16 protein-coding genes are annotated in these 14,252 nt (G+C 47.6%); 6 read left to right on the top strand and 10 right to left on the bottom strand.

Translation table 11 applies throughout. The features are described from left to right. Nucleotides 1-444: 444 nt before the first annotated feature. The gene (locus tag C7R92_RS00600; RefSeq protein WP_106832851.1) at nucleotides 445-1,320 is read left to right on the top strand and encodes a hypothetical protein; all 876 of its coding nucleotides are present in this window, start codon (nucleotides 445-447) and stop codon (nucleotides 1,318-1,320) included. Nucleotides 1,321-1,373: 53 nt separating this feature from the next. Here C7R92_RS00600 and C7R92_RS00595 read toward each other — a convergent pair whose 3' ends face one another. Both C7R92_RS00595 and C7R92_RS00590 read right to left on the bottom strand, forming a co-directional pair. Then, nucleotides 1,374-1,820, bottom strand: coding sequence for an SRPBCC family protein (locus C7R92_RS00595; RefSeq protein WP_106832850.1), 447 nt, complete (start codon nucleotides 1,818-1,820; stop codon nucleotides 1,374-1,376). Nucleotides 1,821-1,844: 24 nt separating this feature from the next. Continuing rightward, nucleotides 1,845-2,279, bottom strand: a complete 435-nt coding sequence (locus tag C7R92_RS00590; RefSeq protein WP_106832849.1) for an Lrp/AsnC family transcriptional regulator — start codon at nucleotides 2,277-2,279, stop codon at nucleotides 1,845-1,847. Between the two features lie 148 nt (nucleotides 2,280-2,427). Here C7R92_RS00590 and C7R92_RS00585 point away from each other — a divergent pair, with 148 nt between their 5' ends. Together C7R92_RS00585 and C7R92_RS00580 are read left to right on the top strand one after the other, a co-directional pair. After that, nucleotides 2,428-3,405, top strand: a complete 978-nt coding sequence (locus C7R92_RS00585) for an oxidoreductase (protein WP_106832848.1) — start codon at nucleotides 2,428-2,430, stop codon at nucleotides 3,403-3,405. A 94-nt stretch (nucleotides 3,406-3,499) separates the two neighbouring features. Then, the gene (locus C7R92_RS00580; RefSeq protein ID WP_106832847.1) at nucleotides 3,500-4,972 is read left to right on the top strand and encodes an MFS transporter; all 1,473 of its coding nucleotides are present in this window, start codon (nucleotides 3,500-3,502) and stop codon (nucleotides 4,970-4,972) included. Nucleotides 4,973-5,008: 36 nt separating this feature from the next. Here the strand turns inward: C7R92_RS00580 and C7R92_RS00575 are convergent, their stop codons facing one another. From C7R92_RS00575 to C7R92_RS00550, 6 genes are all read right to left on the bottom strand, one after another. Next, nucleotides 5,009-6,214 (bottom strand): MFS transporter, encoded by a 1,206-nt coding sequence (locus C7R92_RS00575; protein ID WP_106832846.1) that lies wholly within the window; start codon nucleotides 6,212-6,214, stop codon nucleotides 5,009-5,011. Between the two features lie 74 nt (nucleotides 6,215-6,288). Continuing rightward, a complete protein-coding gene (locus tag C7R92_RS00570) occupies nucleotides 6,289-6,840 on the bottom strand; it encodes a MarR family winged helix-turn-helix transcriptional regulator (RefSeq protein WP_069845949.1) in 552 nt (183 codons plus the stop codon). 77 nt (nucleotides 6,841-6,917) lie between these two features. Beyond that, on the bottom strand, nucleotides 6,918-7,580 hold the full coding sequence (locus C7R92_RS00565) for a formylglycine-generating enzyme family protein (RefSeq protein ID WP_106832845.1): 663 nt from the start codon (nucleotides 7,578-7,580) through the stop codon (nucleotides 6,918-6,920). A 7-nt stretch (nucleotides 7,581-7,587) separates the two neighbouring features. Continuing rightward, entirely contained in the window at nucleotides 7,588-7,953 is a 366-nt protein-coding gene (locus tag C7R92_RS00560) for a DUF4180 domain-containing protein (RefSeq protein ID WP_106832844.1), read from the bottom strand. A gap of 11 nt (nucleotides 7,954-7,964) precedes the next feature. Further along, nucleotides 7,965-8,621, bottom strand: coding sequence for a TetR/AcrR family transcriptional regulator (locus tag C7R92_RS00555; protein ID WP_106832843.1), 657 nt, complete (start codon nucleotides 8,619-8,621; stop codon nucleotides 7,965-7,967). Nucleotides 8,622-8,751: 130 nt separating this feature from the next. After that, nucleotides 8,752-9,771 carry an AraC family transcriptional regulator gene (locus tag C7R92_RS00550; RefSeq protein WP_106832842.1) on the bottom strand — a complete coding sequence of 340 codons (1,020 nt, stop codon included), beginning with the start codon at nucleotides 9,769-9,771 and terminating at the stop codon, nucleotides 8,752-8,754. Nucleotides 9,772-9,913: 142 nt separating this feature from the next. Here C7R92_RS00550 and C7R92_RS00545 point away from each other — a divergent pair, with 142 nt between their 5' ends. Continuing rightward, nucleotides 9,914-10,489, top strand: a complete 576-nt coding sequence (locus C7R92_RS00545) for an NAD(P)H-dependent oxidoreductase (protein WP_106832841.1) — start codon at nucleotides 9,914-9,916, stop codon at nucleotides 10,487-10,489. Nucleotides 10,490-10,714: 225 nt separating this feature from the next. On the opposite strand, the gene C7R92_RS00540 is transcribed toward C7R92_RS00545, so the two are convergent. After that, the gene (locus tag C7R92_RS00540) at nucleotides 10,715-12,022 is read right to left on the bottom strand and encodes an NtaA/DmoA family FMN-dependent monooxygenase (RefSeq protein ID WP_106832840.1); all 1,308 of its coding nucleotides are present in this window, start codon (nucleotides 12,020-12,022) and stop codon (nucleotides 10,715-10,717) included. A gap of 139 nt (nucleotides 12,023-12,161) precedes the next feature. Beyond that, entirely contained in the window at nucleotides 12,162-12,866 is a 705-nt protein-coding gene (locus C7R92_RS00535) for an AraC family transcriptional regulator (RefSeq protein ID WP_106832839.1), read from the bottom strand. Between the two features lie 174 nt (nucleotides 12,867-13,040). Here C7R92_RS00535 and C7R92_RS00530 point away from each other — a divergent pair, with 174 nt between their 5' ends. Continuing rightward, nucleotides 13,041-13,562: a DUF4265 domain-containing protein gene (locus C7R92_RS00530; protein WP_106832838.1), complete on the top strand. Its 522-nt coding sequence runs from the start codon at nucleotides 13,041-13,043 to the stop codon at nucleotides 13,560-13,562. Nucleotides 13,563-13,704: 142 nt separating this feature from the next. After that, nucleotides 13,705-14,235: an ECF transporter S component gene (locus C7R92_RS00525; RefSeq protein WP_069845969.1), complete on the top strand. Its 531-nt coding sequence runs from the start codon at nucleotides 13,705-13,707 to the stop codon at nucleotides 14,233-14,235. Nucleotides 14,236-14,252 lie beyond the last annotated feature (17 nt).

The raw sequence follows: 14,252 nt of genomic DNA, 5'->3' as shown, positions 1-14,252 counted from the left end.
AGATGATAAGAGAAACTTATTGATAACCTTGTTATACACAAACTGCGCATCAGTGATCCCAGCTTTGAATATACCTCAAGTGATTTACGACTTTCATGGGGATTGGATTGTTCCTTACACCAAACAAAAATGAAAGCAGGTATCATCGATCGGCGGCTTTGACACACGGGGGCATTTACAGTGGACAAAAATTATGGAGGTGAAGCTGTGTATGGCTAACTATAATCGACGTCAATACGAACAAATAACATATGACAGATTAATGGAAAAGGGATACTTGATATCTAGATCTTCAAATGATGTACCCAAATACAGTATTCATGAAGAAGAAATACAGAAAGGGAAGCAACTCCTCCATTCTATAGTTGATCGACCCGGCCGTGCCTTGGGGACTCCCCCTCCGCCGTTCGAGGTGCGAGAATCTTCCTCGGGAGGGCCATGCCGATGAGGGATGCTACGGAGGGTCAGCAGGAGCACATCGAGACGCTGCCGCTGTTCTCCACCACGGACAAGGACGGACGGATGACTATGCTCCTGCCGGGACGTCGCGTCGGACGCGCGGCTCCGTTGCTGCCGTGGCTGCTCGCAGCCGCTGTACTGTGGGCGCTGACAGGCTCCGTGCCGTTCGGTGCCCTGCTCGGCCTGGCGCCAACACCGGCGATCAGCATGTTCCTCGGTCATCCGGTCACGGTGGGCGTCGCCGTGGTGCTGTTGTTCTTCGCGATCGGTGCGACCGGCGGAGTGTACTCGCGAGCGGTCGAGCAGTTCGGACAGACCAGGGTCGCCGGCTTGTTCGTGTCGCTCGCAGTCTCAGGAGGACTCGTCGCAGACGCGGGAGTCCTCCTACTCTGGACGCTGACAAGCGATCCGTCGCGACCATTCGACCTCGAGGCCATCGCAACGTCGCAGACGATCCCACCAGAGCTCGGCGCCGTCGTCGGAGCCGGCTTCGCCCTCTGGGCCGCCATCGCGCTCCTGCGGTTGCCCGGGTCGATCGCCCACGCCCGGCGGCGTCAGACGGACATCGCTCGCCTCCGCGTGGAGGGCTCGTCATTCACCGGGACGCTGACTGACGTGAGCTTCGCGAACCGCTGGCTCTTCGATCTCCCGATGTTCACGGTCGAGGTAGGTTACATTGTCGACGGTGCTCCTCGTGTCATCTCAGCGCACATGCGCACCAGCGCCGACCGCGTCCCCGTCGTCGGCTCGCACATACTCGTGCTGACCGACGATCGCGGAACCACCCACTTGGAGCTGGACTCGTCCAATGGAGCGACATTCGAGCCAGACGTAAGGAAGTACGCCGCACCGGACGGCTGATGCTGCTGCCCTGACCGCTTCAACAATGGACGTCAGCGTCTATTCAAAAGTTTTTATTCCCTCTCCAAAATAGAGACCTTTTGCCTGATTTCATTCAGAACTTCTTCCCAATGAAGCTTCATTTGCTCTCGTGTATTCTCATGATCCAAATTCTCTTGATGAAAACTAATTGTCGTTCGGTCAGCCTTGTCGGATAGCAGCCGGATTTGCAGGGTGGACGGCTTTTCCCAATCCTTCATCGACCACTTTAAACGAAACTGCCGGAGCGGCTTTACAACACGAAACTGACCCGATATTCCTTCGCTGGAAATAAAGGTCTCCCCCTCCCTAAAGGTAAGGTTCGATACATGACCAAGCCATAATCTCACCCCTTCGGACGAGGTTAAAAACGCCCATGCCTGCTCTGGGGTAATGGGCATCGTCCTGCGTACACCTACTTGGAAGCCTGTCGATGCTGTTTGACCAACAATTTTGCGTGATTCGGTATTTTGATTCTTCATCGTTAACACCTCGCTAATCGTTCTTTACTCCGTACTTGGAACCAAACTTTTATTCTCGAATGGCTTCGAGAGAACAATTAAAGGCGTTGAAAATCCGTAAACGTGGCATGTATCCAAAAAGGCAGCCAGTGACTCGGTCGTCTCAGTCAGCACCTTCATCAAATAATTGTACTCCCCACTGATCCTGTAGAGATCGACAATCTCAGGTGCTCGTTCGCAGAATGCAATGAAATCCTTACACACACTCGTTTTAAACAGTACAAATGCAGTCGTGTGCTTGCCGAGCTTCTGGGGAGAAAGCTCCGTCCGATAAGCGGTTATGACGCCTTGCTCCTCCAACTTTCGCACTCTTTCCGTTACAGCTGGCTGCGACATCGCAATCATACGGCTCAACTCGGAAATGGGAATCCGGGCATGATCGTGAAGCACTGTCAAAATTTTATGATCGATTTGGTCCATCCACACAGCACCTCATTTTTCAAAACTGAAATATCGAAAACAAATAAGAATGTAAGGTATATGACTTGAAATACCTTCAAAAACTTATGTAAATTGTAAGTCATCTCCCATAAAATGTCACTCATAAACAGAAGAGGAGAATGAGAACATGACATTTACCGTAAACGAACCCATAAACATTGGCAACTTGCGCTTAAAAAACCGGCTCATCATGTCGCCCATGCAGCAGTATCGGGGAACTCCTGAAGGTTTTGCCACGGACCATCATATCGAATTTTACAGCCGTAGGGCCAAGCATGTGTCCCTGGTGATTGTGGAATCGACCGCCGTCTCAGCCAACGGCAGACTGTTTCTCAACGACATCGGCATTTTTACCGACCAACATGTGGAGCCTTTGCGCAAAATAACAGAAGCTGTTCACGCAGAGCACACCCCGATCTTCCTCCAGTTGTCGCATGGCGGAAGGAAGGCTTCGCCTGATGTAACGAAGCAATTGGTCGCTCCAAGTGCTATTGCGTACGATGATTACTACGGGACCCCTAAGTCGCTGTCTCTTGCCGAAATAAAGAGCATCGTCGAAGAATACCGTTTGGCGGCAAAGAGAAGCGTCGAAGCAGGCTTTGATGGCATTGAACTTCACGCGGCGCACGGCTTTTTGCTTCACCAATTTTTATCGCCTTTGTCCAACACGCGGACGGATGCCTATGGTGGTACTTCCGAGAACAGGGTACGATTTTTGAAAGACGTACTTCTGGCGATTCGAGCCGAAGTGGGACGGGAATATCCAGTTATCATCCGTGTTTCTGCCACAGATTTTGTCCGAGGCGGTCTAACCCCAGTAGACTGGGTGCAAATGCTAAAGCCGATTGAGTCCGAATTGGATGCGATCGATGTCTCGACAGGGGGGCTGCTCCCGATCCAGCCTAGTGACGTCTATACGGCTTATCAGCTGCCTCATGCAGCTGCGATCAAACAACATGTCAGCATTCCGGTCATTGCCGTGGGAAAAATCTATAGCCGCAGTCTTGCCAATCGAATTCTCGAAGACCATCTCGTCGATAGTGTCGCGATTGGTCGCCCTCTCTTGGAAGACCCTGATTATGCAAAACGTCTTTTATTTGCCTAATCGACACAGGAATGACCCCAATTTGTTCACTTTCTTCATCAAAAAAAATGGTAGGATAGAGGCATCACTTCATAAAAAATGAGGAGAGTCTCAAGTGCGGGTACATCCAATTTACTTTTTACGTCTTACAGGCCTATTCGATGGCCTTTCCTTATTAGTATTGATGGGCATCGCGATGCCCTTGAAATACGTGTGGGGCTTAGACAAAGCCGTAACCATCATAGGAAGTATTCACGGCGGGATATTTTGCCTGTATGCTCTAGCGATACTCTATGCGGCCATTCGCGTGAGATGGAGCCTGCTCTGGTCTCTTGCTGCGTTACTCGCCGCTTTTGTACCGTTTGGGAACTTCTTTCTGGATCGCAGACTGAAAACGGCACAGGATGTGTATCCTCTGAAGCCGTTTAATAATGCCCTGCTTGTATACGGCATCGTTTTTTTCTCGTTCTTTGATTTGTTCTCGCAACTGCCGGTCATGAGTACATTTGCTGCTTCCGTAGGTGCCAGCTCATTTGTTATAGGCTTTGTCATCGGTCTGTATTCGTTAGCCAATACCTTTGGCAATATTATCTCTGGCATGCTGACAGATAAGGTTGGTCCATCCAAACCACTATTGATCGGATTGGTTTTATCAAGCTGTGCCTTGCTGCTGTATCACATCGTCGATCAGCCGTTTCTGTTGATCATCGTGCGTATCATTCACGGATTTGTTGCCGGTTTGATCGTTCCTGCTGCTTTTACTTTCTCTGCGAATAACACTGCACATGAGCAGCAAGGACGAAAGGTTGCTTTCACCGGTACCTTTGTGGGACTCGCAGCGATTATCGGACCTGCATTCAGCGGCATTATGGCAAGCAAAACCTCCGTGCCTTTTGTCTTTACATGTGTAGCTGTTATGGGCTTTTTCCTAGCCATCCTGTCCGTCATTTTTCTGCAATCCACTCAGGCCTGCAAGAAAGAGAAGCTCAAGAAGGACGTTCCAACCTCAGCCTTGATCTTCAATACGGGGATAATCAAGGCCTACGGCGGTGCCTTTTTGCTCATGTTTTCACAAGGTGTGATTGCTTACCTTTTGCCCTTGCACGTCCAATCGCTTGGATATGACTCTAAATTAAGCGGTACGTTATTGAGCACGTTTGGACTGATTGCTGTTCTGATTTTCGTGCTTCCGACCAATCGGATTTTCGATCGTGTGGCCCCTTCCAAAACGATGTCACTCGGAATTGGTTTCATGGGCGTGAGTCAGTTGCTTATTGGTCAATCCAACACGACATTGGCACTGTATTGCATGTTAGGACTATATGGGATAGGCTTTGCTCTCTTGTTTCCCTCTGTCAATACGATGCTCATTCAATCGACGCCGCAAGAATTGCGGGGGAAAGCACACGGTTACTTATACGCCTTCTTCTCTCTCGGTGTGGTCGTCGGCTCAGGCCTATTAGGGTGGCTGCCCTTCTCCATTGAGGAAGGGTTTCTGTTCACAGGAAGCCTGCTGCTCGTGTTTGCCGCTTTCATTGCCATGCATAAGCAACGAGAACGCTTGCTGAATCAACAAAATAATCGGTAGCAGCCGTCGTTTATAACAACAAAACCTCCTCAACCACTAAGCTAGTGGCGAAGGAGGTTTTGTGCTAATGCTTTCAACCGCGGAATCACTATGAATCAGGCATGCAGCCAACAGACCAATACCAAGTACGATTGCAAGCAGTACAAAAGTAAGTCCATAGCTGCCAACATTCATAATACGGATGGACAAGATCGGCCCAAGACTTGTTCCCGAAAACAGGATAAACGTATAAACTGAAACCGCAATTCCCCGCGATTTACCCCCTAGCTGTCCAATAAGCGTGATCAGGGAAGGAACGGATAACGCAATCCCGGCAACGAAAAGCACACTCGTACCGATCAAAAGAGACAAGTTAGATATCATACCGAGAGAAGCCATACTGACCACTGCCAGACCTAATCCGAAGCGTAGCACGGTACGTAAGCCAAACCGTTTTGCCAGCCCGCCCGCTAGCGGAGAAATGAGCATGCCCACTACACCAATCGTTCGAACAAGCAGAATCTCCTTGTTGCTAAGCCCAAAATCAGGTCCCGCCAAATAACTGCCCAAAACCGTATACATATTAACGAATGACATTAGCAATACAAGAGCGATTATGTAGCTCAAGACGATATTTTTTCGTTTGAACATCGAGGGAATTCGCTTAATCGGATCCCAGATATTAACAGTAGTAAGTGGACTCTCTTCTTTTGGCAGCCACCTCATCACCACGAGCAGCGTCACGAAATAGAGAGCAGCAAGCATATAGAATACGGCGTGCCAACTGTATTGCTGACTCATGAAGCTACTGATCACTTGACCAATGATCCCTGCCGCCAAAAATCCTGTGCTGATAAATCCGATTGCCGTTACCCGTTTTTCCGCTGGGAACATTTCTACAGCATAGGCGAGTGCAACAGGCGAGAACGTGGCAGCGGCAGCACCTTGCAAGCTCCTGAGTACAATGATCCATGCGAAATGATTTGCACTTCCAAGCAACAAAGAGAAGAGCGTCAGGGCAATCAGCCCGAACACGATAACCTTCTTGCGACCATACTTTTCGGACAACGGTCCATAAATCAGGCACCCTATGGCAAACCCAACCGAAAATGCGCTGCCTGCTGCTGCAGCCTGTGTCAATGTAATACGGAAAAGATCGGCAAAGATGGTCATAAGGGGAATCGTGACGTATAAGCTCGACATGACGACGATTCCAGACCAGCATAGGATTGCCGTCATGAGTGAGTAGTTTCGCTGTGACATCGCACACCTCTTTTTCAATTATTTACACCCATTATAGTTAGATTATCTAATTATATTCACAAAAAAATATGATCCTATCTTCCCACCCCCAGTTTTTCTTCCATGCTGCGATTCAACTTCATCAAGATTTTTTCCAGCAGCATCCGTTCTTCCTCTTCTAAGTCGCTCATAATGGAGGAGCAGGCAGACCAGAAAACTGGCAGTGCTCTGGCTACTAATTCTCTGCCTTCCTGTGTTAGTTTGACATGAATCTTGCGACCATCCAGCGTGCTTTGCTCCCTGATTATCCAGTGCCTTTTTTCCAGCCAGTCCAGCAAAGCTGTAACAGAAGCACGCCGAATGCCCAGCCTGTCTGCAAGCGAAGAGGGGGTGATAAGCTCTCTGTCTTCATGTAACGTAAGCAGAAGCAATACGTCCCATTTACTCTCCGTTATGCCGAATGTTTCCAAATTCAAGTCAATGGCGTCTATGGCGTTATCCCCCAGCCATAGCATCAATAACCCCAAATGAGCCAATTTGCGATCCGTATTTTGCAGAGCTGTTTTTTCCATCAGATCCAAATACGGCTGAATACCTAGTTTTGGCAATTGATCGGATGTATGCTCTCTCTTGTTTTTTCTGCTCATAATCCACCTTGTATATAATTAGATTATCTAACTAAAATCAATGTAACTGATTCTTTTGGATTTTGCAACCCCCTACCTTACAGGGACCTGGCAAGACGAAAGCCGAGATCATCAATCCGAAACGTGGGGTGACTGCGACGGCGGCACGTCGCTCCACAGCCTCTGGCCTCTTCTGCCCAGCTGCCACCGCGAAAAATTCGGTAGGAGCCGTAAACATTCACATCGTAAAGGTCCCAGCACCACTCCCAAACATTTCCCAGCATGTCATAGAGTCCCCACGAATTCGGTAGCTTTTGTCCTACCACATGTGCTGTACCCTCAGCGTTCTCTTGGTACCATGCGATCTCATCCAGCTCGCCGTACCGATAACCACCCGTCCCTGCTTTGCATGCGTACTGCCATTCCGCCTCTGTCGGCAGACGATAGCCATCCGCTTCGACGTTCCATACAACACGCTCACCATCTTCACTCATCGAGTAGCATTCCGTGAGACCCGCTTGCCGAGATAGCAGATTGCAAAACGAAATCGCATCGTTCCACGAGACATTTACAACGGGAGCCTCGGGGTGGTCATTCGGTCCAGTTGCTTTTTGTACAACCGAGAAGTATAACGCATTCGTAACAGGAACCGGTGCGAGTAAAAAAGCGTTCACCTCGGTTGTCCATGTCGCCTTGATTCGATCGTCCCGTAATTCGCTTTGCCCTGCTGGGATGTTCACCATGGGGTACGCCTGATCCATTTCTATTTCACCTCTGGCTTAACTTCTCGATCGCCTGCTCTTCGGTCGGTAAGAAAAAGATATCGTTTCCGTTGTTGGATTCATAGATGAAGTCTTTTAAACTTTTACTTTTGTACACCGAAAAATCTCCTACAATCGCTACTTTCACGCGATAATTGATGAACTTTTGCAGGATCTCGCCAGCAAGGCGTGTTTTCAAATCGAAAAAGCTTTCGATAATCAATGATTTGTTTATAATGATACGATTACTGTCTGCCTCATAGTGTACGGTTGCAATCAGATCCAGGGCTGACTGCACATCAATAATCAATACCTCGCTTCCGCTCACGATCGCAATGTTTCCCACGGCTGCTTCTACCTTTGTAATATTCATGTGTATCCTCCTCATCTTCTACGGGTAATCTGCCTCACATAATCCTCACAAATATATCGGTTGTCTTCGCCGTTTGCTGGCTGAACTCTCGCCACTCGAAAGAAGCTCAAACCCACAACCATCGCCATGAGTCCGTAGGCAGCGCTTTGCGAATCCTCTACGGACATAAGCCCGGTTTGATTCCCGTAATCAAAAATCTTGGTGATGCCCTGCAAATCTCTCGTATAACTCTTCGCAACCACTTCTTGGAGATTGGGGTCCAATGCGGCTTTGGAGAAGAATTGTACAAAGAGTCTTGCTTGATCTTCATGCGGGATGTACATGTCAGCGATGCCATCCAGCTGCGAAACATTGATCCCTTTTTCCTTATCGTTCACGTAGGGCGGCAAGATATGCGCAAGCGTAACGTCCATCATTTCCTCGGCTGTCATGGTGTTCTCAATGTCAGATTCGATTTTCAAGCCATAATAGGCCAAGAATGCCTGAAAGGCTTCACTCGTCAAATTATCCTTATTCTTAAAATAATACGTGACGACACCTTTTGAGCAGTCTGCATACTCCGCCACCTTATCTAGCGTCATGCCATCAATCCCGTGATTGCTAATACACGTTAGGGTCGCATTGATGACATCTGCTCGGCGCTTTGGTTCCATTCCTAATTTGGGCATGATCTTACCTCGTTTATTTATACTGTACGGTCGGAATAAAAAAAGTGTACACAATGATTTTCCAGTTTGTCAAACGAATAGGTTCGACAACACAAAAAAACACGCTTACTCAGCGTGTTCTGTCTTGACCTTACATGGCAAGTGCTTGGCGACTGACCCGATATTGCCCCGGTGTCTGCCCCGTCCATTTCTTGAAAGCATTTTGAAAGGCGCTTGGATCTGAAAAATGCAGCAGGTACGCAATCTCCCCAATGGAATGCTCCGCTTGATGTAAATACCCCATCGCCATTTCTTTGCGGACATTCGTGGACAATTCATGATAGGAAGTGTCCTCTGCCTTTAGTTTCGCTTGCAGGGATCTCGTACTCATATGAAAAGCAGCGGCAGTCTGCTGTAAGGTCGGAAAAGCCGCAGGCATACATCCCATCATCCATTGAAACACGCGGTCCGAAAATTCCCGCCCTCTGATCAGCTTCTCTCTAATTTCTTCCGCGATTGGTTCAAAAGCTTTACGCAGCCGAACATCTGAATACAGAATCGGGTATTGCAAAACTTCTTTGCCTACCAAGAGCCCATTTTCTGCTCTACCAAAGTGAGGCTCCATTCCGAACAAATTCAAATAAGGTGCGATATCGGCCGTAGCGTCGTGTGTGAATTGTATCGCCTGTAACGGAATAGACCGATGACTCATACGGACGATCAAGTGGTACAAGGAGCTGACCATATCCTCCATGCAATGTCGAGAAACGCTCCCTGCGCTTTGTCTATGAAACCGCAGGAAGACATCCTTCCCCCGCTCTTCCCAATCCAGCTCGTCCCCGCTGCAAAGGATCACGTGATACCGCTGATATGCCTTCAATGCATCCACGATTTTTTCCGAATGCATCATGACATAACCAAGAATGCCCAGATCGGCAATATCAGTTAGCTGCCCTTGATGCAGTCCGAAATGATCATCCTGCGTGTAAATGGCCGCTTCCTTCATCAAACGCTCGAGCTCTGCTTCATCAATGCGTGCCTCTACATCTTTTAGCAAGCTACTGTCGAAAGAAATATGATCACAAAAACGCTCAAAATCAAGCTTCTTGTGAGTAATTGTTTTCATAATCGGATACACCATCGAAATCGCAAACCCATGCGCATTTTCCAAGTACGGAACCTCCTTTGCGTGAATACACAACATTTATGCGCTTTCGATCATTCATCTGTTCCATTTCACACGATATGCTGAATACAGTTCAGTTTACCACGATTCGTCGGTTATGGAATCAACTCTACAGGGGGTTATGAAAATGAACATTCTCGTTATCATCGGACATCCAGATCCCGAGAGCTATTGCTCTGCGTTGGCGCACGCCTATATGAAAGGAGCTAAAGGCAAAACAGCACAAATTCGCACCATTGATTTGAGCCAAATCTCTTTCGATCCAAATTTGAAGTACGGATATCGGAAAAGAACGGAGCTGGAGGATGACTTAAAAGAAGCGCAGGACCTCATCCGTTGGGCGGATCATCTGGTCATTGTTTATCCGACTTGGTGGGGCACGATGCCCGCTATCTTGAAGGGATTTTTCGATCGTGTCCTTTTATCAGGATTCGCCTATAAATATCGGGAGGGCTCGCCACTCTGGGATAAGCTGTTAACGGGCAAAACCGCACATTTGATTGTAACGATGGATTTCCCCTCTTGGTACAATCGATTGATCTACTGGCAAGCCGGACATCTTGTGATGAAACGCAACATTTTGAAGTTTTGCGGGATCAAGCCTGTGAAGGTTACGGAGATCAGTGGAGTGAATGCCTCGGCGGAGGAACAGCGCAAGAAGTGGCTGGGGAAAGTGACACAGCTTGGGGAGAGGCTAGCCTAAGCGTACCGTGAACCAGAGTGACAAAACAAAAACTCAAGCCCTCTTTCAGCTTGAGTTTTTCCTGTTGCCTTACTTATCGAGGTGCTTTTGCACACTTTCCAAAAACTTGCCCCTACTGGATGAACGCCGAGGATTCCTGCATCTTCCATCGCTTCCATCGCCCCAGTAATCACGATTTTTTCTCCCTTTTTCTACCTTTTACTCCTGAACCCCTTTTCAAACGGCTTATCCAATCCTGAAATGCTCGCGCAAGGTGACACCCGCATATTCGCTTCTGAATAAGCCTCTTTCAACCAATTGCGGCATCAGCTTTTCAAAAAATAGTTCCATCGATTTTTCTGAACCGCCTGGAAGGGCAATAAACCCGTCCATAGCTCTAGCCTCAAACCGCTCCATGATATCGTTCAACACGTCCTCAACCGTCCCAATGGAAACCCAGTGAGCAGACCCGACAACCTCTGGCCTTGCCAACACCTCTTCTACTGTAGGCTGATGATTGATGATATACCGGCGCAACAGATCAGCGTGTGTACGGCTGCGCACTGGCTGATTCGGATCAGGGAGCATATCGACAGTTACGGGATGATCCAGAGTAAAGCTGCGCAAATCAAGGCCCAGTACGGATTGAAGCGATGCATGTCTGCGTTCCAAACTCAAATGCGCGTGTGCTTCTTTATGTAATCCATGCGCTTCCTCACGGGTATCGGCCAAGAAAAAATATAATCCAGGCAAAACTTTGATCGCGTCCGGACTACGCCCCTGTTCCTCGGCTCTTCTTCTCAAGTCGTTTCGCAATTCCACTCCTGATTCAAGGTCTGGCATCGCCGCAAAGATCGCATCCGCTACTTTAGCAGCAAAGCTCCGTCCCGTATCCGACGCTCCTGCTTGAAAGAAAGGAATGGAGCCAGATGGATGGGCAGGCAACGTAAGCGGCCCCTTGACACTGAAAAACTCACCCGAATGATCAATGGCGGTAACCTTCTCCCTATCAGAAAACATGCCTGTCTCACGGTCCATCACAATTGCTTCGGACGGAAAACTGTCCCACAGCTTTTTTACGACCTCCGTAAATTCCGCTGCTTTCGCATATCTTTCTTGGGGAGAAGGCATAGGGGAATCACCGAAATTTTCCGCGCCTTCAATAGATGTGACAATATTCCAGCCAGCGCGACCATTGCTCAGCCAATGCAAAGATTGAAGCTGCCTGGCAACAGCATACGGCGGATTAAACGTCGTAGAAATCGTCGTAACCAGTCCGATCCGCTCGGTTTCCCTGGCAATCGCTGCGAATATCATCGTAGGATCAGGACTCCCGAAATTTGCGGAATCGCCTAACATCGTGGGGTGAACATAAAGATAATCCGCACGGAAAAGAAAATCGAGCTTTGCTTTCTCAGCCATTTTAGCCAAATCCATGTAATAGTCGATGGAGCCCATTTTTTCCACACCGCTGTCTGGACGCCGCCAGCCTTCTCCTTTCATCCAGGTTGCGTTTAAGGACAATCCGATGCACAATTGTTTGTCTTCCGTCATTTTTCTCTACCTTTCCTACACAATATCAATAACGATTCTCATTATCAACAAGTAGTGTAGCAAGGTCTGGCACAAATGCAAATACACATATCCCTAATGTGATATGCATCATTATTGAAACTGGCGACGAAAGGAGCTCTCATTGACTTGTGTAAGCAGAAGGAGAAACCCCGAATTTCTTTTTAAAAACTCTACTGAAATATAGCGGATTATCGTACCCCACACTGAAGGCTACATCACGGATGGAATAATTGCCTGTTAGAAGTAATTCGCTCGCTCTCTCCATACGGTACTGGATGACATAATCGATTGGACGTACTCCCGTATATTTGTGAAAGAAGTACGAGAAGCTCTTGGGACTCATTCCATGCAACTCTGCCAATTCATCGAGCGTCAGTGAATTCATATAATGTCCGTTTATGTAAGCAATGGCTTGCTGTATTACCATTTTACTAGGAGAACTCTCACTCTCTCGAAGCCTGCACCCCACCAGAACTTGATGCATGATCCCCAGGAATAATTCCTTGCTACGAAGCTTCCCGATTCCGTCAACGGTGTGGGCACTCTGATGAAGCAGCATCAGCAATTCGGTCACTCTTGGATTAGCTCCCGGTTCCAGCATGAAATGTGCGTCGCATTCGTGGACGCTAGCTCCATCACGTATGTTGTCCAATCGATACGTAAGCAAATAGTACTCGAACTCTGAATCAGTAAAAAGAAAACCGTGCCATACCGTCCTGAATTCACGCAATACACCGTTCGGCTGGATGAATAAACGGTAGGTACCTACTATCTCAGAGGAACCACTAGCAAATACTTCGGCTAGTTTATCCAAATCTGTCACTGTCTTTTCACCTGCTTCCTGTCCAAGATGTATGGGTCCTTTTTACAGCCATATTTTATCACAGGCCATGATCAGCGGGTCTCTTTTCCCGAATCCAAAGAGCGGGCAGTTATTTTTATTGAAATTGATATGGTAAAATAAAGAAACAAATGGTAATAGGAGACGGGCATCCTGATGATATATCATACAAAGAAAGAGATAGGTGTGGAGCATCGTATGGAAGATAAATTAACATTGATTAAGGTTTTTGCTGGCACAAGTTCACAGGGAACAGTTTTAGAAGAGCTTCCTGCAGAATACCTAAGCGATCAAAAATTCAAATTATGCGCATCTCCAGGGCTAGCTCTAGGCCTTGCGAAAGGAGATACCATAAAACTCCATCCCAACGGAGATTTTGATTTAATCGAGCATGGTGGGAATTTCTGTATTCAAATTTACAAAGAGCAGCCTATTAAAGAAAAGATAGAAGCAGTTGAATCTATCGTCAAAAAAGAACTTTCAGGCTCTTTAGATGGATTTCATAATGGTTCACTCGCGTTTACTGCTCCAATCAGTAATGGATTTGATGCAACCAATCATACGTTCAATAAAATTCGAGACGTACTAGAAGCAGAGTACTATTACTCTAATATTTACAAGGATCCACATAATTTTGAAGATGAAGAGTTAGTTAGTTGGGCTAGAGATCTGGATTAATCTTTGAAAACGTCAGTTCTTCGGCTATGGACCATCCTCCTTGGAATGATTTACCTAGGCAAATAAATCGTGCAAAGTGTATTTATTATGTAGCTGATTCTGAGTATGATAATAGTAAAAATAATAAGAAAGAGGCTATCAAATGGATTCTACTTTTTCATCAAGAAAAGCAACAAAGACGAAAACCCTCGTTATCAATGCACTATTTATCGCTTTTACTCTCGCAGCCACCATGTTTATTAACCTAAGACTCCCGATCATGGGTAACGGTGGCCTCATTCATCTCGGGAACGTGCCTCTTTTAATCGCAGCTTTTGTGTATGGCAGAAAGACAGGAGCTATCGCAGGAGCTTTTGGTATGGGCCTCTTCGACCTTATCTCCGGTTGGACAGCATGGGCGCCGTTTACCTTCGTAATCGTAGGTGCAATGGGCTATGTAGCTGGCCTCATCGCCGAAAAGGTGCCTGGCAATCGGGTATTTGTGTATGCACTCGCAGTTGCGGCAGCATTGGTGATTAAGATCGTGGGCTACTACTTTGTTGAGGTTATTCTTTACGGGAACTGGATTCAGCCGTTTGGCTCCATTCCGGGGAACGTTTTGCAGGTGGTTGTAGCCGCGGTTATTGTCATCCCGCTGGTGGGACGCTTGAAGAAGATTGTGGGGCAAGGGTAAAAAAGGAGGGATGGGGC

Origin of the sequence: Brevibacillus porteri (assembly GCF_003013475.1) — a bacterium.
In the GTDB taxonomy this organism is placed as follows: domain Bacteria; phylum Bacillota; class Bacilli; order Brevibacillales; family Brevibacillaceae; genus Brevibacillus; species Brevibacillus porteri.
The sequence above is the reverse complement of the archived record's forward strand: the minus strand, read 5'-3'. Positions and strand labels throughout refer to the sequence as shown.